General features: G+C 42.7%; 8 protein-coding genes. 3 read left to right on the forward strand and 5 right to left on the reverse strand.

Annotated features, from left to right (window positions below):
- Positions 1-82 precede the first annotated feature (82 nt).
- The 5 genes from MsAm2_RS05030 to MsAm2_RS05050 all read right to left on the reverse strand — a co-directional run bounded on the left by MsAm2_RS05030 (position 83) and on the right by MsAm2_RS05050 (position 18,555).
- Positions 83-3,625 carry a hypothetical protein gene (locus tag MsAm2_RS05030; RefSeq protein WP_338097174.1) on the reverse strand — a complete coding sequence of 1,181 codons (3,543 nt, stop codon included), beginning with the start codon at positions 3,623-3,625 and terminating at the stop codon, positions 83-85.
- A gap of 511 nt (positions 3,626-4,136) precedes the next feature.
- Positions 4,137-5,939: a bifunctional fructose-bisphosphatase/inositol-phosphate phosphatase gene (locus MsAm2_RS05035; protein WP_338097175.1), complete on the reverse strand. Its 1,803-nt coding sequence runs from the start codon at positions 5,937-5,939 to the stop codon at positions 4,137-4,139.
- A gap of 268 nt (positions 5,940-6,207) precedes the next feature.
- Complete coding sequence (locus MsAm2_RS05040; RefSeq protein ID WP_338097176.1) at positions 6,208-7,815, reverse strand: replication factor C large subunit; 1,608 nt, start codon at positions 7,813-7,815, stop codon at positions 6,208-6,210.
- A 352-nt stretch (positions 7,816-8,167) separates the two neighbouring features.
- Positions 8,168-13,120 carry an SdrD B-like domain-containing protein gene (locus tag MsAm2_RS05045; RefSeq protein ID WP_338097177.1) on the reverse strand — a complete coding sequence of 1,651 codons (4,953 nt, stop codon included), beginning with the start codon at positions 13,118-13,120 and terminating at the stop codon, positions 8,168-8,170.
- 419 nt (positions 13,121-13,539) lie between these two features.
- Complete coding sequence (locus tag MsAm2_RS05050; protein WP_338097178.1) at positions 13,540-18,555, reverse strand: SdrD B-like domain-containing protein; 5,016 nt, start codon at positions 18,553-18,555, stop codon at positions 13,540-13,542.
- Positions 18,556-19,231: 676 nt separating this feature from the next.
- On the opposite strand from MsAm2_RS05050, the gene MsAm2_RS05055 reads away from it, so the two are divergent.
- The 3 genes from MsAm2_RS05055 (at position 19,232) to cbiQ (ending at position 21,297) form a co-directional block, all read left to right on the forward strand.
- Entirely contained in the window at positions 19,232-19,930 is a 699-nt protein-coding gene (locus MsAm2_RS05055) for an energy-coupling factor ABC transporter permease (RefSeq protein ID WP_338097179.1), read from the forward strand.
- 72 nt (positions 19,931-20,002) lie between these two features.
- Positions 20,003-20,476 (forward strand): hypothetical protein, encoded by a 474-nt coding sequence (locus tag MsAm2_RS05060; protein WP_338097180.1) that lies wholly within the window; start codon positions 20,003-20,005, stop codon positions 20,474-20,476.
- A 26-nt stretch (positions 20,477-20,502) separates the two neighbouring features.
- Positions 20,503-21,297: a cobalt ECF transporter T component CbiQ gene (cbiQ, locus tag MsAm2_RS05065; RefSeq protein WP_338097181.1), complete on the forward strand. Its 795-nt coding sequence runs from the start codon at positions 20,503-20,505 to the stop codon at positions 21,295-21,297.
- Positions 21,298-21,448 lie beyond the last annotated feature (151 nt).

The raw sequence follows: 21,448 nt of genomic DNA on the forward strand, positions 1-21,448 counted from the left end.
AAGAGAAAAAAATGAAATTGAAATATTTAAAAAATGAAATTTGAGAAAAAATGATGGAAATCATTTTTCTCAAAAACTGTTTTTACTGGTAAATTGCGGGAACCGTACGGCCTGCTTTTGTGTAGATGTAAGTTCCGAATTCTTTTCTGAGTTTTAAGAGATTGGGATCTGTTATGCCTGCCGGATAAATTTGCCACTTCGCGGTGCCCAAAATAGTCACGTTTGTCGTGTAATAAGTTGTTGCTTTATCAAGTGTTTTGATGTCACCACTAAAAGTCGCCGTTGCATAGGAACTTCGTCCATCTAAATTGTCAACAAATAATGTAAATCTCTTTTGTTCAGACCGGTCTGGGTTGCTGTAATATTCAGCAAATGCGGTTGAAACATTCTTATTAACAACATTTTTCGAACTACTCGATGAATTAATTGACATAATCATTGAACCAATATTCACCGCATCCAAGTCGGCATACATATCCTCCTGAGAGAAAACTCCAAAGTTACGCTTTCCAATTCCATCCGTGGTACCTCCGGCAGCTGTGTTGTAATAGCTTTGCAGATCGCCGGCCCATCCCAAAAGATCATCTTGCTCATACGTTGTGTAAACAGTAATGGAAAAAACAACTGTTTTTTGGGGAGCTTTGGTAGAAACAATTCCATTCAATGGCGCATCCAAGTGAATGAAATCAATGACACCGTCTTTTGTGTAAGTGTCGGTGACAAAAATATCTGCACCGGATGAAAAGATAGAATGCACTTTGGTGGAATTTGCCGCCATATAACTTGTAAAAGATGCATTCGGCTTTTCAATCATAACGTCCCAATTTCCGCCATTGTAGCGAACATGGCGAATATATCCAAGCGTATGCATCGCAATCGTTGTTTTGTTGTTTTTGTTGCCGTCGAATTGGTTGGCCTGCGCCTCAATTTCCGCAATCACATTTGCCATTTTATCCGGCGAAAACACCCAAACGTTGTTCACTTTACAGTAATCCAAAGACGTCGTTTGCGGCGTTGTCGTAAAGGCATTTCCATAATAGTTATTGGAAAGACTGTCGTAAGACAACGTTAAATCTTTAAACGTTCCGCCAACGGTCGGGCCGAATAAACTCTGGTATTTCACAATGTTTCCATCGTCTGAATCTGCTTTTGAAATAAGGCCGCGGATGGTTTTGCTGTTTCCGTCAAAAACCCCGGCAAAAGTTTGTCCGTCGGCACCGACCGGAATCCAAGTGTTTGCCACGGACGTGAAATCGATGTCATTTTCCATTCTGTAATAGAAAGCGTTATTTCCTTCTTCCATGTCGTCATTGATTCTTTGGATGTCCTCAATGTTTTTAATCAAAAGCGGGGAGCTTGAGTCCGCACCCGTATGAATGGACGAAATTTGATACGTTTCAACAGCCGACCGTCCTGCATTGTCTTGGGCATAGAAACTGTAAACGCCGTTTCTGTAAAAAGTCAATGTTTCGGGAAGCCATTCCCCGGAAATACTTCCGCTTTCAAAATCATCAGCGGTATGCGTTCCTTTGGCCCACAAGGACGCGGACGTGTTCACGCCGCTTTCACCGGGGTCTGAAATTGTAACAGTGAGTGTTTCCGAATAGCCGGAAACGGTGGTATTTGAAAATCCGAGTTGCGGAATATTTTCATCAATCATCGAAACCGTGACGGTTTTGACAACTCTGTTTCCGGTGGCGTCCTGCGCAAAAATTGTGTAAACGCCGTTTGCTGTCGCATCAAACGAATAATCATGGCTGACTCCGGCTCTAAACAGTTCCGTTCCGGAAGTGGTGTCAAACGCATCTTTTGTAAACGTGCCCATCGCATATTGAACCAAAGCCACTTCCTCATTGTCCGTCACCGTAAAAGAAACCGTTTTTACGGTTTTCCAAGCACTGACGTCGGAAACCGCCGGCTCCGAAATAACAGGAGCTTCCGTGTCAATCGAATTGACATTGATGCGCCGGATTCTATCATTGCCGACATTGTCTTTTGTATAAATAGTATACACATTCTTTCCGGATTCAATATCAAAGGAATATTTGCCGCCGGATTCCGTTAATACCGAAATGCTGCTGAAATCCCCGACGTTATGATTTCCGGACAGATATTTAACAACGGCAACGCCGCTTTGACTATCCGTGACTTTAAACAGAACTTTGTTGGGCGTAGGATCTTGATCCATAAAAAGATCGGAAACGGCCGGTGCCGTTTTGTCAATTCCGGAAACGGTTATGACTCTGATTTTTTCATTGCCGACATTGTCTTTGGCGTAAATCGTGTATTTTCCATTGGTGGTGGCTGTAAATTCATAATCGCCGCCGGATTTATCCGTGGCGGTACTGCCGGAACTTGAGAAATCCGAAACAGATTTTTTCCCTTGCAAATATTTTACCTCGGAAACGCCGCTGAGATCATCCGTCACCGTAAAAGAGACGGTTTTTTGATCAAAGTCTGCCGACAGCATCGGAATGAAAATGACCGGCGCCTTAATATCAATACCGGAAACGGTAATCACACGGATTTTTTCATTTCCGGCATTGTCTTTCGCATAGATGGTGTATTTTCCATTGGCATTTGCCGTAAATTCATAATTGCCGCCGGATTTGTCCGTCGCTGCATCTCCCAAAATTGAAAAATCAGAAACACTCATCGTTCCCTGCAAATATTTTACTTCAGAAACACCGCTGAGATCATCGGTTACCGTAAAAGAAACGACTTTTTGATTAAAATCCGCCGACAAAGAGGCACCGGAAATGGCCGGTTTTTTGGCATCCGCATTTGAAATAGAAACGATGGAAACGATTTCATTTCCGGCATTGTCTTTGGCGTAAATCGTATATTTTCCGTTGGCGGTCACCGTAAAGTTTCCGGTGCCGGCTCCATCCAAAAGAATGTCGGTTGCCGTATCAACAGGGAAAGTTGCCGCTTTAAAATTTCCCTTCGCATATTTCACGGCCGCAACGCCGCTTTCCAAATCTGTAACGGTTGTTTCGATTTTGACTTGGGTTCCCCAAATCCCGGCTGCCGGAATAAGAGAAGCGGATGTGATTGTTGGGGCAATATTATCAATTTTTTCAAGGGTTAAAACGGACACATTTTTAAATCCCTGTGTGTCTTGCGCGTAAAGGGTGATATTCCCATTGCCGCTCACTTTAAACGGACCGGTATATTCGGATGCAATCGGGGTTGCCGGAAAGGTATCCGCCGTAAAATCACCGGCTGCCCAGCGGATGTATTGGACCGGATATTTGGTTGCTGTTGCTTGGATTGTCACTGTTTTTTCAAACGACCACTCCCGAGGAGAAAAATCCCCGGAAACAAAAACGTTTTGTGCAACCGTTCCGGAGCCGCCCGGCGTCACCCGAACCGGATCCGATCCGGCATTTCCCGCATTAAATCCGCTTCTGTTTCCGGAACCGCTATCATTTCCGGTGCCATTTCTATTTTCAAATCCTTCCGCTTCATGAGACACGGAAGATTGTGAGCCGGAAGATGAATTGGATGCCGGAATGGGTAAACGTTCGTCGTTATGCAAAAAGGTGTACGCTGATACGAAAAGCAGAATTAAAAGAACTGCTGCAATCGCAATAAATAAAATATTTTTTGTGTTTTTTTTCATAAATTCACCATGAAGTGAAGTTTTTATATTCCAGATATATTGACTAAACAAATATTATATTAAGAAAAAAATATAGACTACACAAGTAATAATTATTTATTAGAATAACTTACGAATATCTATAAAAAACTAATGAAAATAATGCTTGGAAAATTAAAAAAGAAACACAAATTAAATATATTTATGAAATATATAAAATTGGGTATATTTATAAAAATAAAATTAAAAAAGAAAGTAAATTGAGTAAAAAATTAAGATCAAAAATTAAGATAAAAATTAAAGATCAGAAATTAAAATTAAAAAAATAGAATTCAAATTGAAAAAATGGATTGAAATAAGTGTCATTTTAAAAATGTATTGAAAAAGCCGGCCCACAATTTTTTGTTTAAATTTTAAAAATCAGACCCCATAACGCGCACACGCCGGCCGCGAAAATCAAAAAAGTGAAAATGAAAACGTAAAAATAAAAACGTAAAATGAAAATAAAAAATTAAAAAAGCATATCGGGAACTTATCCCAACTTTTGCCGGACCGTATCATAGAAACAGGCATTTGAAAATTTCACAAAGCGTCCCGGATATCGTGCTCTTTTGATTGTGATTGTATCATGTTCCGTCACCTTCAGATGTGTTTCACTTTCAAGAGACGGCTTTTCCATATCCGGTTTTAATCCGGCGTCGATGTCTGATTTTTCAATCACTTTTCCGTCCGTCACCAAAACGATTTCTTTTGGAATCTTCAGCCGCAGCGTAATTTCGCTGTCAAATGGAATAATCCAGGGGCGAGAAGAGAGTTGGAACGGCGCGATTGGGACAATCAAAATCGCATCGACTTCGGGAGAGACAATCGGGCCGCCGGCACTCATTGCATATGCGGTCGATCCGGTCGGCGTTGAAAAAACAATGCCGTCCGCCCGGATTTCATTTAAAAATTGCCCGTTGACCAAAACCTCATACGTCATCATTTTGGCGGGGTACGCCGATGTGGCAACCACTTCATTAATCGCGGTCCCGAGAACTTTTCCATTGAGAGAAATTTCAAGACGGGGACGCTCGTCATACATAAATCCGGACAAGGCTTTTCCAATCGATTCAATCGCGTCTTCCGGCTCCACGTCCGCCAAAAAACCGAGACGACCCATATTGACACCTAAAATCGGAATCGGGTCTTTCATTTTAGACATGTTGCGCAAAATCGTGCCGTCGCCGCCAAGGGAAACAATGAAATCTATGCCTTCCTCTTCCATTTGCGTAACTGTCATTCCCCGGTCCTCCATACCCAAAAGGCGGGCGGGAGAAGACGAAAGAAAAACTTGCACCCGGTCCGAAAAGGCTTCAATGATATAGTGAACCATATTAAGTGCCGCCGGGCTGTCACATCGTGAAACGATTGCGATTTTTTTCACGTCACCTTTGTAATAATAGCGGTCGCCGCGACACGAAATTTCCGGATAAGTCAGCAAATTTAAAATTTCCTGATGAATCACGCCATTTGAAGCCACCAAATTCAGTGGCTTGATGTGATTGTCCGGTAAAGATAGCGGTTTTCCGACGCCATCTGTCACAATGCCGCCCGCTTCTTTGACAATCAGCTGACCGGCGGCGATATCCACCAGCCGCAGAGCCATCCGCACATCAATAAACGCATCAATTTTTCCGGCAGCCACATAACACAATTCGAGCGCCACACTTCCCAAAACCCGAAGCTTTTGGACGCGGGAACATATTTTGGTGGCGCGGTCCGTATTTTGGCGGTAGCCGTAAGCGCTAATCGTTAATTCCCGAATGGATGAAGCGGTGGACGAGGCGATTTTTTTCCCATCCATAAAAGCGCCCCTGCCTTTTCCGGCATAAAACTCGTCACCATTGGCAAGACTTGCGACATACCCAAAGAAAACATCATTGGATCCGGGATCTGAAAACGCAATAGAAAGACTGTAAAACGGGATGTTTTGAACCGCGTTTGTGGTTCCGTCAAGCGGGTCGATAATGACCGTAAATTCCGGATTTTCACCCAATACGACACGCCCGCATTCTTCACTGATAATAATCATGGACCGACCGGTAGATTTCAAATAATTGACAACGGCATCTTCCGCCGCCAAATCAATGCGTTTTGTGTCTGTCCCGTCATCCCCGACAAACATAAAGTCGCCGGCCTGCAGAGTTCCCCGCAGAGAAGAAATTGCAAAGACAACCTCGGAATGAATCCGACGGCAAAGCTCTAAAAGTTCCGGATATGGGGAAATATCGGCGGAAAAACCTTCGGAAGAAGAGCCTTCGGAAGGAGTAATGGTCACTGATTTTTTTGTCATAAAACAACCCGAATCTGAAAATAAATCTGAGAAATAAACTTGAAAAATAAAATTAAAACAAGAGTTGATGATTATAATTATTTCCAGATATAAATAAGCATTACAATTGAAAAAATCATTGAAAAATCAACATGCATCATAAACATCAATGTCAATAAACATCAATGTCAATAAACATCAATGTCAATAAACATCAATGTCAATAAACATCAATGTCAATAAACATCAATATCAACAAACAATAATTCAACAATCAGAATTTGAAAAATTAAAAGTCGAAGAGGCTTTTTTGATTTTTGGGCGGCTCATTCTTTTCCTGTTTTGATACCTTAGACTTTTCGTCCGCCTCTGCCTTTTGTTTACTTTGTTCAAGTTCCTGCTGTTTTTTAAGTTCCTGTTGTTTTTGGTCACTCTCTTTTTTCTTTTCCACCGCGGCCGCCATTTCTTCAATGGTCGCCTGACCTTTAACCGCTTCCCGCCCGCCTTCGTTTCCTTTTTCTTTTCGGGAGAGTTTTCCTTTAAAGAATTCCGGCTCTTCCGATTTGTATTTAGCGGCGATTTCCTGGGATTTCTCATAAATTCCTTTGACTTCTTTGGTTGCGGATTTGGCACGGAGCAGGTAAACCAGTTCATCCAAATCAAAATCCGATTCCCCGGAGAGTGAAACGGCATACGCTTCATTTTCCATGAGCCGCATGTAATACGGAATCAATTCATTTCGGGAAACACGTAAGGAAGCATGGTGCCGGCGTGATATTTTTGCGGCAATATTGTCGCGCATTGTACGCATGGATTTGGAGGAGCCCATCCGTTTCCACCGCGATGGCGGGACGTACTTAATAAATCCGGAATAATCGCGGGTGCGAACCGACATCGGTCCGACCGTCATCAAATAATTCGCATACCGCCACAACCGGTAATTTTGGCGCAGGCGGACGCGTCCCAAATAAAGATCGGCCCTTGCCAGCACGGCAAATCCGCCGGAAATGTCCGGGTTGATTTGAGCCGGAAATATTTTTTTGTCATCGGGAAATTGAAGCGGCAAGTTCTCGTCAATCCATTGGATGAGGTCATCCGGTGTTTCATCCAGCGTCCCGACCGCGTCAAGCGCTTCCTGCCGGTTTTTGCCTTTGAACACTTTAACAAGCGCCTTAAAAACCGTTTCTTTGACATCACGTCCGGACACTACGATGTCGGCTTCCGTCAATTTTGTTTTTCCCAGAGCGCACGCCTGCAAATCGTTCATGGCGCTTCGGAGGTCTCCGCCGGCGTTTTCCGCGATTTTGAGAAGGGCGGATTCCTCACAGGACAGTCCTTCCGCATCACAAGCCCGTTTGAGCGCCGGCACAATGGAGCGGCTTTGAATGCTTGAGAAGGAAATTTCAAGACACTGAGAACGGATGGTTTGCGTGATGCCGTAAACGTCATTGGCAATGAGAATAATCGGGTGCGTGGTTTTTGAAATCACATCGGAGATGGCTTTGCTTCCGCCTTTGTCATACGTTCCGTGAAGGTTATCAGCTTCATCCAAAACAATCAGCCGTTTTCCAAGAAGTTGGTTTTCCGATATTTCATGAGAAAAAAGTGTTTTCATCCGGGAGGCCGAGCCTGCAATTTTATCAATGACGTCGGCTGTTCGTTGATCTCCGGCGTTGAGTTCGATGAGTTCCCAACCCATTTCCCGGGAAAGCGCGTGAGCCGATGTTGTTTTTCCGACGCCGGCCGGACCAAAAAGAATAACGGCACGATTTTCCGGAATTTTGGAGGCCCAAGAATCCGCCCATTCGCGCAGCTCGTGAAGGGCTTTTTTGTTGCCGATAATTTCTTTAAAGGTTTGCGGGCGGTACTTTTCCGCCCAGTCGGAGGAGTCCATCATCTGAAATCAAGGAAGATTAGGAATTAAAAGTATTTAAAAAAATTCCCGTTGCGTCCGGGAAAATTTTGCCGAAACAATGCGGAAGAATTTTTTCAGCCATCCGAAAACGAAAACACCCCGCCGGAAATTTTAAAACCATAAACAAGCCCCATGACTTAAAATTTTAAAAAACTGTCCACCGTATTTATTGTAAAGCGTTGAAAATTTGTCACCATAACACGTGCGGCGGCCAACAAAAATAAACAAAACCAAAAAACAAAAAAAGAGAAAAAATAACAGCGAATTTTTTTCGCTGTTATTGGTTTTACAAATTTCTTAACCATCAATTTCTTAATTTTAAACTTTGTTTGGTTCAAATTTTCCCGTAAGCTTTTGCCGTAAAAAGAATTTCAATTAAAAAGACAACGGCAAGCACGATATCATAAGCGTTATAGGAAACAGGATCTCCGCTTAAATTGTAAAAGAGGAAGAAGAGAACGATAACCAGAGCTGCCGCAAAAACAGCGAGAATGTAAAAAGTTGCCTTCCTTTTTCCCTTTTCGGATTGAATTTGATAAATACGAACCAATTGCGGCAACGCTAAAACGATGGCCAGCACCATCAAAATAAGCCCTGCCCAAGAAAGAACTCCGGTTGGCATTTCTGAATCCTGATGCTCATACGGAACAACATGCGTATGCGGCGTTTTGTCCGGATCGGTCCCGTTCATCAATCCCGGCGGAACCACCGTCGCGTTTCCAACCGGACCGCCGGACTCCGAACCGGACTCATCCGCATAATAGAAACCGGCATTTATGTTTCGGAATTGAAGATCCGCCGGCGTTATGGTGAGGAGGTCGGATTTGAAATCATCGCTTTCATGAATCTTTTGATCGAATTGGAACGCAGACGCGTGATTAAAACCAGCCGGAAGTTCTACCTGAACATAATAACCGGACGCTTGAACTACATTCGGGAAATAATAATAACCGTTTTCATCCGTCACCGTCGTTTCCATAAGGCCGCCCGACTCATTCAATAAATTCACCTCGGCGCCGGAAATAAACGGCTCCGGATCGATTTGACGGTCAAAAATACTGTCCCGGTTTTCATCGCTCCAAACAAAGCCATCAATGAGCGGCGCATCATCCGGGTCCCCGCCTGTTTTGACCAGGTCGACATTTCCTATTGAAAACTCCGCCGTCTGCCATTCCAAAGACATGCCGCCCGGAATGTCGAATTCGCTGCCGGTTGTAGGTTTGTAGCCGGGCTTCATCGTCGCGGCCAAATAATAATTTCCGGACTCAAACCAACCGCTTCCCGCCTCCTTTTCAAACAAGAAATAATCCCGAAAAATCAGATCACTGCTGTTGATTTCTTGGACTTTAATACCGCTTGAATTGTAAAGCGCCACCGATTCCACCCAAAGATCCGGATTGGTAAACGTTACATTGATGGTTACCGGATCCAAGTCAAAATCTGCCGTCGGAGCGCCGCCATCCGACGCATTAGCAATTCCGTTTTGAGTTGCCGGCGCCGGAAGTTTGAGTCCGGCCGGTACACTGCTTAAAGACACGGAATAGCTGACATTTTTCGGGTCCGCTTTGACGGCGCTGAGCGGAGAGGAATAATATCCGAAACTGTCGGTCGTTGCCGGCGCCGCATTCACCATCACCGGCAAATTCATAACAGGCACTCCGTTTCCGGTGACATTTCCGGACAATTCCCCGTCATATTTCACCGCGACGGAAACCGTTGCATTGACATAATTGTTGGCACTGTCCGTGTAATTGTACACCAAAACATAATTTTTCGGTGTATTTATGTCAAAAATATCCCCACTTCCGTATCCTTCAAACCGGATGTCGCCGGATGACAAAGCCAATCCCGAGTCCGTTCCGCTGACAAACATTTTGTAATAATCTTCCCAAGTTCCGTTGTTTTCGGGCGTGGATGGAATATTGGATTTCCAAAAGATTTCTTTGTCCGCCCCGGTCAACAGAATCGTTCCCGGATCTTTTTGAATGACAAAAGTCCGGGTACCCATTCCGGTTTGCCGGTCATCGTCCTCCGTTGTGAAATAAGTAATCACATAAGTTCCCGGATTGGAAACATTAACGATCGACCGGTTGGCTTCCGGAATTGTCAGTTTAAATCCGGTCACGTAGTTCAGATCCGGATGGCCCGTACTGTTGAGAGGAACAAAGCTTTCCGAAGAAAAATCGGTGACGTTGTTATCAGACGCCAAAGAACCGTTCGCCGGCGTGAAATGAACGTTGACTTTGAACAGACGGATATTTTGGGTAAAATCGTCATAGGTAAAAACAGTCCACCAATCCGGGATTGTTCCATTGGAATGATTGACATTTGATAATGTTCCCAATGCGGTCGGTTTGTTTTCAGAAACATTGTATCCCATAATATTTGGAACGTCCGATTGTTTCAGTTTGACCGCTCCCGTAAAACCATGGTCACTTTTGAAATTGCTGTCAAAATAATAAAGTGTTTGCCCGACCGCCGTGTCTCCGTAATTGACACCGGATCCGACTTTGGGGAGCTGAAACGGCAGGTAAACTTTCAAATTGGAATCCGTTTTCAGCGTGTCAAATTCAATTTTAACCGCCGTTATGTTGTGCAATTCGTCCATACTTGTCGTCGATTGATTGTTGTTTAAACTCATTTCCACCCATGCGTAATTTCCAAAAAGGTCTCCGCCGGTCGTTAAATTTTCCGTTCCGATCACATCTTTTGTATAATAGACTTTGTAACTGTTGTTTGCCATTCCAAAAGGCTCAAACCGAAGCGGATTATTGACCGCCGTTTTCCAGCCGGTCCCTTTGGGCAAAATGAAATAAACGACGGCATTCGTATAGGTTGAACTTCCTCCATTGTTGATATACATTTTAAATTCTTCATTGGAACTACCGGCTTTGAGTTCGGGATAAGAATCCGGGTTTGCCGGATTGTAGGAGGAGTAGCCGCCGGATGTCTTTGTACTGACATACGCTTGGACGACATGAGAACTGATGATATTAAGATCCCGGCTCTGCATATTGGATGTGTAGGATCCGGACGTGACATGAAGATCGGAAACGGTGGACGTATTGATGCCGGCGCTTGCCAGCGAATAAACATTTCCGCCGGCTCCGCCGGTCTTCGCGTCCGTCGCATTAGGATCCCACGTTGTCAGTAAAACACTTTGCGGCGGGAAAATTACTTTGTCGGCGCCGGCATAATCGGCCGGCACTTCCAAATCCAGCCGGACGGAATAATTGGCATTGCCGTTGTAGCCAAGCCAGAAATTATTTTCGCCATCCGGTATGCTTTTTTTCAGTTTGACCTCCACCAGTTTTCCACCGTCGGCGCCCCAAATTCCGGCATTGGGAAATATGTTTTTTTCAACCGTAATCGTTTTTCCGTTAATATCCGTCACCGTTGCCGCTTCATTTTTATTTAAACCCAAATGAACGTCTTTAACCGTCATATTCGGCGGGACGCTGAAATACACCACGGGATTTGGGAACAAAACGGTATTGGACGGGCTTTGCGGGTTTTGACGGTGGGCGGAATAATAGGGATAGACGGAGACGTTAAACACATTGTAAAGACTGAATGTGTCTCCTTTGTTGACGGTTTTGGCATCATTGTAGAGGACGGTCTGATTTGGGGTTTTTAGATAAGTGGTGGCGACATATTTGTCAATGGCCGTGAAGGAAGAGGTATTGTTATAGGTGTTTTGTCCGGTGATTTTGGCGGTAAAATTTAATTTGTTGCCGGATTGGACGGAGGCATTGGTGGTTCCGACCAGATGAATCAGATTGTTGTAGGAATAGGAGTTGGTGCCTCCTGCAGCCGATTGCATTTTAAGAAGTCCTTTTATCTCCAAATGCAAGTCTTCGCCGGGACCGAATGTAAAGCCTTCGGTGGATAAATTAATTTGATGGGAACTGTTGTTGTAGGTTTTGCTGTGACCATGTGTATCAGACACCGTAATCGTCGTAAATGTCGTCTCGGCCGAGCGGGTGGATGAACTTGCCGGCAAACGTACATGAGTCAGCATTACGTTTTCCGGGATGTCTAAAGTAACGTTGACATTTTCACCGTTTCGGACGCTTCCGAGAAATCCGAGTCGGAATAATTCTTGATAATAAAAGTGGTCGCGAACGGTATCTTTGTACTGGAGAGAATTGGCCATGATGTAATCGCCGCTGCCAGTCGCGCGGATGAAATTAATTTTTGTAATATTGGCGGACTCGGCATTGTACTTGGAGCTTGTGGTTTGGTAGGGGAACAGTTCGCCGGCCTGCCCGGTATTCAATTGTTCAATCGGGCCGCGGTTGTTGATTCGAACGTTTGCCGTTGCGTTAAGTCCGGAAAAATCAATTGCGGGAATTTTTCCGTTTTCGAGTTTAAAACCATCTGTGAGTTGAATTTGAAACGGCATTCTGTAATTCCAATTCAAGGTGGAGAGGTCGCTGTTTGAAAAGGTGAGTTTATTATCGGCCGTAAGCGGACCGCCGGTTTTTGTGGTAAATATAACCGGCGAATTTGCGCCCAACGACGAAATCATATTCGAATAACTTTGTTGGCTGCCGTTTATTGTAATGAGAACGTTGGAGAAATCCAGGGTGTAATTGACATTGTTGACGATTGTCCCGGAATTATTTAATGTCAGCCAGGTGGATTCCGAATAGAAAATATAATCGATGTCCACGGTTGTGTTGACGCCGGAAGGCAAAAGTGTCGGGTTGATGAGGATAAAGTCTCCACGGCTGGGCATTTGAGGATAGATGCAGACGGTCTTTATCACCACGTTTTCCGTGACCGGTGTTCCATCTTTTTTGGTCAGGGTGGCTTTGATGAGGGCTTCTTCGCTGTTGTAGACTTTTTTGGAGTCGGCCCAGACCAAAACATCCAAAGAGAGCCGGGTCGGATTGGTCAGAGAATACGTAATGGAAGTGCCGGTGCTGTCAAAAACGGGTTTATTGCCGTTAAGCACATCTTCCATTCCTGCCGGAATTTTATCTTTGGCGGTGCCGTCGGAAAATTTAAATCCGGAAATTGTGTCGCTCGTATTGTTATTTTGAAGCGTTATTTTTAAAATATAGTCTCCGGCGCCATCCGATTCGGAAACATTGATTTGAAAGGAGAGCATGCTTCCGGTATTTGGGGAAATGATTTGCGCGCCGCTTGCGGAAGGTGACGGATTTTTCCATTGGGGCGTCATTGTGCTGTTGTAATCAGCTGATGCCGGAGATACAAAAACCGCTGTCAAAATAAGAATACTTAAAACAATCGTTGTCCATTTACGGTTCATTATTTTCATCCGCATGCACCTTTGCTGTTGTTGAAAAAGGATAGAGTTTTGGAAAAAATATAAAAGAAACATTAAATAAAACGAATATATTTCAAAAGCATAATACAATAACACCTATATAACATAATAGTAATTTATTAACAATATATTTATACAAATGAATTTCAGATAATATACGAATTCATCTGTATAATATAATAAAATTAATTATAATAAAATTAATTAAAATATAATACAATTAATTATAATAACATTAATTATATTACATATATAAAAATAACTATAATATTAAAAGGTTAGAATATTTTTAACCAAAAATAACCAAAAAACAGATATAATTCGTAAAAAAAGAAACAACAGCGGCAAAAGCCGCTGTTGACCGAGATGTTAAAATCCGGATTTTATTTTGGTTAAAAATTATTGTTTTTTTAAATTTTACCATAGGCTTTGGCTGTTAGGAGCGCCTCAACAATAAAGGCGGCTGCCAAAACCAAGTCCGTTGTATTGTAGTAATTCATTTCTCCGCTCAAACTGTAGAAGAGGAAGAAGAGAATCAATATAATGACCGCAAGGACAATCGCCAGAATATGGAAAGTCACACTCTTTTCTTGTTTTTCGGATTTGATTTTGTAGATACGCAGCAGTTGAGGCAAAGCCAGCAAAACTGACAACAAAACAAAAATCAAGCCGAGCATTGAGAAACTCTCCGGATTGACCGGGGGGTTTTCGTCAAAGGGAGCGACGACAACTTCCGGCGTTTTGTTTTCTTCCGGCGGTTTTTCTTCCGTGCCTTTCATCGGCTCCGACATTGGGACAATGGTCGCGTTTCCGACCGGACCGCCCGATCCCGGGTTGTCTTGGGCGTAATAGAAACCGGCGTTGACACCCCAATATTGGATTTGTTCACCCATGTTTTCGGAGATCAAAATCAGTTCGGATTTGTAGTCATTGTCCTTATCGATCATTTGGTCCAATTGGAAGTCGGACGCGTGGTTAAATCCGGACGGAAGGTTGATTTGGACAAAATAACTGCTGCCAATTTCAACATTGGGGAAGTAGTAAAATCCGTCTTCGTCTGTGTTTGTCGTTTCAACCTCGGCGCTGTCGCTGTTTAATAATTTGACTTCCACCCCGGAAATCAGCGGTTCGATTTCAATTTCTCTGTCCCATATGCTGTCATGATTTTCATCATCCCAGACATGTCCGGCAATAATCGGCGCGTCGGCTGAATCTCCGCCAATAATGGTTATGTTTTCATTTGCCATCGTAAACGCAGTTATACTCCATTGCATCGCCGAATCTTTTTGAGTGAATTCGCTGCCTCCAGCCGGTTTGTATCCGGGTTTGATATTGACGGTGATAGAATAATCATCTGCCGCAAACCAGCCCTGTCCGGCTTCTTTTTCGAACAAGAAATACGTGTCGGAACCAATGTCACTGATATTGATTTCTTGTATTTTAGATCCGCTGCTGTTGTAAAGCGACACCGAGTTTATCCAATTGCTTGGGTCGGTAAATGTCACATTAATGGTTACCGGATCCAAAACAAAATCCGCCTTTGGGGCGCCGTTATCCGACGCCTTGGCAACGCCGTTCTTGGACGGAATCGGACTTGGAAGGATTAAGCCGGCCGGAACAACGCTTAAAGACGCGTTGTAACTGACATTTTTCGGGTCCGTTGTTGTGGCGCTCAATGCGTAAGTGTATTTTCCACTGCTGTCGGTTGTTGCCGAACTGACCGACCCGGTATCCACGGAAACACTTTGACTTCCGACAGGTTGTCCGTTTCCGGTCACATTTCCGGACAACGTCCCGTTGTATTTGACATGAACCGTGATACTTTTATTGACGGTGTTGTCACCGCTGTCCGTGTAATTGTAGATCAAAACATATGTTCCAGGCTCACTGATGTTAAAAGCTCCACCGGCCCCATGACCTTCATATTTGAATTTGTCAAGAGAAATCGGGACATTTGTATCATTTCCGGTCATAAATGTTCTGTAATAGTCTTCCCAAGTTCCATTGTTTGCGGGTGTTGTCGGAACAGAGGATTTCCAAAAGATGTCTTTTGCGGGAACAGGATCTAAAACGATTGTGGAAGGGTCTTTCTTAATAACAATTTGCCGTGATCCGGTTTGAATCTGATTGTCAAAATCATCCGTTGTGTAATATGTAATCGTATAGGTTCCCGGGGTTGTTACATTTACAAGAGATGAAGCATCCGGGATGATGACCTTATTTCCGGCGACATAATTCGGGTCGGGAGAAGAAGCTCCCAACATTTTCACATAGCTGGCATTTGTAAAACCGGTCTCAATTGTTGTATTCGTCGGACTTCCAACCTTCGGTGTGAAATTAACTTCCACCTTTGCCAAGTGGATATCTTCCGTAAAGTCATCATAGGTATAAACGGTCGTCCAATCCGGAATGGTACCGGTTTCGTGGGTGACATCCACCGAACCGCCAATTGCCACCGGCGTTCCGGCATTGTCTCCCATGATCACCGGCTTGTCCGATTGAATCAATTTAATGGCGCCCGTAAAACCTTTATCGCTTTTAAAGCTGTTGTCAAAATAATAGAGAGTTTGACCAGCCGCTGTGTCTCCATAATGTACCTCCTCATCGACTTTTGGAAGTTCAAACGGCAAATAAAGTTTCAAATCCGTTCCTTTTTTCAGGGTGGTAAATTCAACCCGAACGGCTGTAATATTTTTCAACTCATCTGAGACTGTCGTTGATTTATTGTTGGCGTCAAAATTCATTTCCGTCCATCCATAACCTGCCAGGTTTCCGGAATCAAGTGTCTGGCCTGTCGTAATTGTCGTGTTTGTCGTGTAATAGACTTTGTAACTGCCGGTTTCCATTCCCGAAGATGGCTCAACCGTCAGCGGTTTATTGATTGTTGCTTTCCAACCGGTGCCTTTGGGCAAAATAAAATAAACGTATGCGTTGGTGTAATCCGTTTCTCCGGCATTGTTGACATACATTTTAAACTCTTCATTGGAACTTCCGGCTTTGAGTTCCGGAATGGAAGCCGTATTGTCGGGATCATAAGAAGCGTATCCGCCAGATGTTTTTGTGGAGACGTACGCCTGAACGGTTTTGGCGCGCACGATGTTTAATGCTGTCTTGTCACTGCCATAAGGTGTAACGGTACCCGTTTTTACATGAAGATCATTGACAGGTGGATTAGTAATGTGAACATTGCTTAATGTAGCCAAACCGCCGCCGGATCCGCCTGAAGAGGCATCAATAGCTTTTGGGTCCCACGTTGTCAATAGAACGGATTGGCGAGGGATCAAAATCTGTTCAGGACCGACATAATCTACGGGAACTTCTACATCCAGTTGGACGGTATATCTGGCAAGGCTATTATTGTAAATAAGCCAAAAATTATTCTCTCCATCGGATACTTTCTTTTTCAATTTCACTTCCACCAATTTACCGCCGTCGTCTTTCCAATATCCGGCGTTGTCAAATATATTTTTTTCAAAAATAATTTCATTGCCTTGAATATCTTTTATCGGAGCGGTTGCACATTCTTTATTCTGGAGGTGAGCATCTTTTACGGTCATTCCCGGAGGAATACTGAAATAAACCACCGGATTTGGAAATAGACTGGTTTCTAACGGATTTAAGGGATTTGTGCGATGTGCGGACCAATAAGGATAAGTAGAAGCGTTAAACTGACTCAAAAGAGGGAATGTTTCTCCTTGATTCACAGAACTACCGTTAACATAATTAGCAGATGTTACGTAGGTAGTTGCTTTGTATTCATCAATCACAGATACGTTATAGAAAGTCTCTCTTACCTCGGCTCCGGTAACCTTTCCTTTAAAACTTAATTTTTTCGATGTCGGTGAGCCTGTATTCACGCTTTCGTTTGTCGTACCGACAACATGAATCAAGTGACTATCAGAATATGAAGATCCACCCATCGAATTCGGCGTCATTTTAAGCAATCCCTCAATTTCAAAAGTAATGTCATCTCCGGGTCCGAAGTTGAAATTACCCGTGAGATTATTGTCCGGATGCTCGGTAGAGAGGTTGATCCCATGAGAAGAAGAATTGCCATATTTTTTATAATTTCCATCCTTGTCCATAAGAGTAATATTTTTAAATACAGTATCATCGCCTTCTTTGGGAAGACGAAGATGTGTTACTGTCACACCGTTTGGGATTTCCACATTAACAATGACATTTTCCCCATCTCGGATCGCTCCTCTAAATCCGATTCTGAATAACTCTTGATATTTAAAATGGTCGCGGACTCCCCCGCCATATTGCAAGGAATTCGCCATAATGTAAGAAGATGTTTGTGAAACAGCAGATATGAACACTGGTTTCGTCATTTGATCTTCTTCAGCGACGGCGATAACTCCCGGCGGAGTGTGCGGGAAGAGCTCACCGGATGCGCCTGTGTTCAAATGCTCAACCGGACCGCGGTTATTTATTTTTACATCGGCGGTTTCTTTGAGTCCTGTAAAATCAATAGAAGGCGCATTTGAACCGACATATTTAAACTCATCCGTTAATTGGATTTGAAATTTCATTGTGGCGTTATGGTCTAATTTGGATAATGCCGTGGAGGAAAAAGATAATTTATTTCCATCTTCCAAGGGCAGTCCGCCCTCCGTTAAAAATGTAACCGGTTTAGGGTTTGGAAGTTCTGAATATTTTGTCGGAATACCATTAATTGTAATGATAACATCTGAAAAATCCAATACATATCCTTGGTTGTAAATTCTCATACTCGTCATTCTAAATAAGTTATAATAAGCGGTACCGCCAAAAAATCTGCAACTTACATTGACGGTTGTATTAACACCGGAAGGTAATAGAGCCGGATTCATCAAATAATATCTTGAATAGGAATCTAACGTCGGATATTGACAAACGGCTTTTGCTGAAATATTTTTGATCTCTGTGTCCGGATTGCTGTCCACTCCTTCTTTAAATAAGGTGGCTGTGATAACCGCTGTCTCATTATTGTAGGCCACTTTACTGTTTGCCAAAACAAAAACACTTAAAGACAATTGTTGAGGGTTTTTCAAGGTGTAGTTCACATCGGTTGTGCTGAATGCTGGCAGTGTATTATTCAGCTGGTCTCCCAATCCCTCCGGAATACTTCCCTTTGCAGTGGCGTCCGAAAACTGAAGTCCTGATGTTGAATCACCGGAATCATTGTTCTTTAAATGGATTTTTAAATAATAAGTACCGGCAGACAATCCGGCCCCGTTTATGTTAAATATTATTTCGCCGGTTGCATTGGCCTCAATAATTTGCGCGTCGCCGGAAGGGGTTGGGCTCTTCCACGAAGATGTCAATACATCAACCGGATCTGCCGCCACAGGCATGACAAAGCCGGCCAGAAGTATCATCATAATAAGAAAAACGGAAGTTCCCGCTTTCATAATCTTTGTACTGATTTTGTTATAATTCATAAATATCAACCCATAAATTATCATGTTTTTAATAAGATCAAGGCGGGATCTGATAATACAATCAAATTTAAAATTTATTTGAATAAAAACGGTGTTACCAGATTCCCTTTTGATTAACATAAAATATTGTAATCAAAGGTATATAATAATATGCATAGTATACTAATATCTTAAAAATGAACAATATTATAATAAAAGACATATATATTATTAAGATATAATTATATGACTTTTTAAAAGTTGGTGAGATTTCAGAATGTAAACCAATCCGGTCAAAAACAAATAAAAACAACACCAAACAATTATTCCGATTCAATCTAACCGGATCCAATTTTAATCTGACTGTTTCCAATTTTTCAGTACTTCCTCATTTTTTTGGGTTACGATAATTATTCCGGCACCGCTGTCACCGCAACATTTTTTAAAAATAGCCATGCCGGGAATTTTAAGACCGATTGGAGGAGTCCTGATTCATAATATCGGATCTATGCTGGTGATTATCAATTCGGCGCTGCTCTTGGACATGGAGGGAAAAATAAACGCACCTCCTCTGAATTATAATTTGACACTGATTTTTGTTGTTACAAAATTTCAAATTCGTAACAAACATTAAATAGGGTGACGACATTTGGAGTTTTCGAAAAATAAATTAAAAACAATTCAGGAGTCTGTATAAATGCATATTTCAGAAGGTGTTCTCCCGGAATGGCTGCTTTTGGCCGGCTGGGTTGTGACCATTATTTTATTGGCCGTGAGTCTTTGGTGGGGCAAAAAGCATACCGATGACATGACAAAGAAAATTCCCCAAATCGCAGTTACGACCGCCGCCTTTTTTGCGGCATGCATGGTCCGAATTCCGCTTCCTCCGACATCTCTTCATTTGGTTTTGGCGGGACTCGTCGGCATTCTTCTCGGGCCGTTTGCGTTTGTTTGTATTTTTGTCGGCCTTTTGCTTCAAGCCCTTCTTTTGGGAAATGGCGGCCTTTTGGTTTTAGGCGTCAACACGGTTGTCATGGGACTTCCGGCTCTTCTGGCCTACCCGGTTTTTGTCGCGCTGTCCAAAAAAACAAATTACGGAATTTCAGCGGCTGTTGCCAGCGTCTTTGCGATTCTTTTGTCCACGCTTCTTTTAGCCGCCGTCTTCATTGCCGGCGGAATTACATTTGGAAGCATGGAAAGCGTAACTGAATTCGCATCCAAATTCATGGTTTTGTCAAGCATTATTCAGACTTTTTCAAATTCACCGTGGTTGCTCACGTTTGTTCTTTTGATTGTGATGAATCTGCCGCTTATGATTGTCGAAGGAGTCATTTGCGCGTTTATCGTTCCATTTATCGCGAAAGTTAAACCGGAAATGCTTCCTCAAAATAAATAAACTAAAAACAAAAAATAACAAAAAAAATAACAAAATAAAAAACAAAAAATAACAAAATAAAGGAACTATAATATGAAAATTCAAAAAACCGTGTCCCTTTTCATCTTGATTTGTTTGATGATTGCCTTGCTCTCCGTTCCGGCTGCCGCTCATGGAACATACATGAGTTATGAAACCGGAAACATCAAAGTCAAAGCTTGGTACCAAGGCGGGGAGCCAATGGCAAACTGTGATTATGAAGTTTATTCGATTATTGCAAGCAATGGAAATGAAAACGAAACCCTTTATTTGACCGGAAAAACAGATGAATCCGGTACTTTGACATTTGAGCCAAAGGACAGCGTCAGCATTTACCGGGTGAAAGTCGTTTCCGGAGAACACGCCGCCCAACGGCGTATTGATTTGGCGGACGGCGCCGCAAATGCCGCCGGGGACCATGGAATTTCCTGGTTGAATGTATTTGCCGGACTCGGATACATTGTCGGAATCGCCGGAATTTTGATGTATGCGCTGTCCAGAAAAAATATGAATAATACAAAAAAATAAGCAAGTAAAAAAATAAGCAAACTGAAATGAATACAATTTGTCGTGACAAAATGAAACTGCCGGCCGAAATCTACTCAACTTTGAATTCACCGATTCACCGAATGAATCCGATGACGAAAGTCATTGTTTTTTTACTGCTTGTGTTTTCGGTATCGATTGTCCGGTCCGCCGAATCGGCGGCATTCATTTTGATTTTGGCCGTCGTCATTTGGGCGTTCTCAAAACTTCCGGCCGGATACGTTTTAAGAACGATGGCAATGCCGTTTTTATTTATCTTTCTTTTTGTTTTGGCGCTTTTGGTGAGCGTGGATGGAGAAAACATTTATTCCATATGGATTTTTAATGTGACAGCGGAAGGAATGGAACAAGCCGCGCTCATACTGATTCGAGCGACTGCGGCACTTTTATTGATGACAATTCTTTTGGGAACAACCAAATTCGATATGATTGTTAAAGTTTTGTATGACTTAAAAGTCCCGGCATTTATCCTTCAAATTTTGATGTTTTCCTACCGCTACATTTTTGTTTTTTCAAAAGAATCGGAAAGCATGAAGCATTCGATGGCATCCAAAGGGTTCACGCCTAAAATTTCCATGCGCTCCCTCTCATCGGTTTCTAACACAATCGCCATGCTGTTTATCAACAGTTTTGAGCGTGGAGAAGCCGTTTTTCAATCCATGGCCTCCAAAGGATATTCCGGAAAGCCGGGTATTATCACGAAAAATAAAATGTACGCGAAAGATTACATTTTCGTCGCGGCCGGAATTATTGTCGCCATTGGAATTCAAATACCGGTGATTCTGCCGATGATTTTAAATTGAACGAAAATCAGAAATAAAAAACCAAAAATGAATAGAATAGAGCCAATAAAAATTAGAATTAATAAAAGTAGAATTAATAAAAGTAGAATTAATAAAAGTAGAATAAATAAAAGTAGAATAAATGAAAGTAGAATAAATGAAAGAATAAATA

The organism is Methanolapillus ohkumae, from assembly GCF_032594355.1.
GTDB lineage: Archaea > Halobacteriota > Methanosarcinia > Methanosarcinales > Methanosarcinaceae > Methanolapillus > Methanolapillus ohkumae.

Bases quoted from the DNA above. Each gene is read 5' to 3' on its own strand.
- MsAm2_RS05030 (WP_338097174.1), bottom strand. From the start codon at position 3,625: ATGAAAAAAAACACAAAAAATATTTTATTTATTGCGATTGCAGCAGTT.
- MsAm2_RS05035 (WP_338097175.1), bottom strand. From the start codon at position 5,939: ATGACAAAAAAATCAGTGACCATTACTCCTTCCGAAGGCTCTTCTTCC.
- MsAm2_RS05040 (WP_338097176.1), bottom strand. From the start codon at position 7,815: ATGATGGACTCCTCCGACTGGGCGGAAAAGTACCGCCCGCAAACCTTT.
- MsAm2_RS05045 (WP_338097177.1), bottom strand. From the start codon at position 13,120: ATGAAAATAATGAACCGTAAATGGACAACGATTGTTTTAAGTATTCTT.
- MsAm2_RS05050 (WP_338097178.1), bottom strand. From the start codon at position 18,555: ATGAATTATAACAAAATCAGTACAAAGATTATGAAAGCGGGAACTTCC.
- MsAm2_RS05055 (WP_338097179.1), top strand. From the start codon at position 19,232: ATGCATATTTCAGAAGGTGTTCTCCCGGAATGGCTGCTTTTGGCCGGC.
- MsAm2_RS05060 (WP_338097180.1), top strand. From the start codon at position 20,003: ATGAAAATTCAAAAAACCGTGTCCCTTTTCATCTTGATTTGTTTGATG.
- cbiQ (WP_338097181.1), top strand. From the start codon at position 20,503: ATGAATACAATTTGTCGTGACAAAATGAAACTGCCGGCCGAAATCTAC.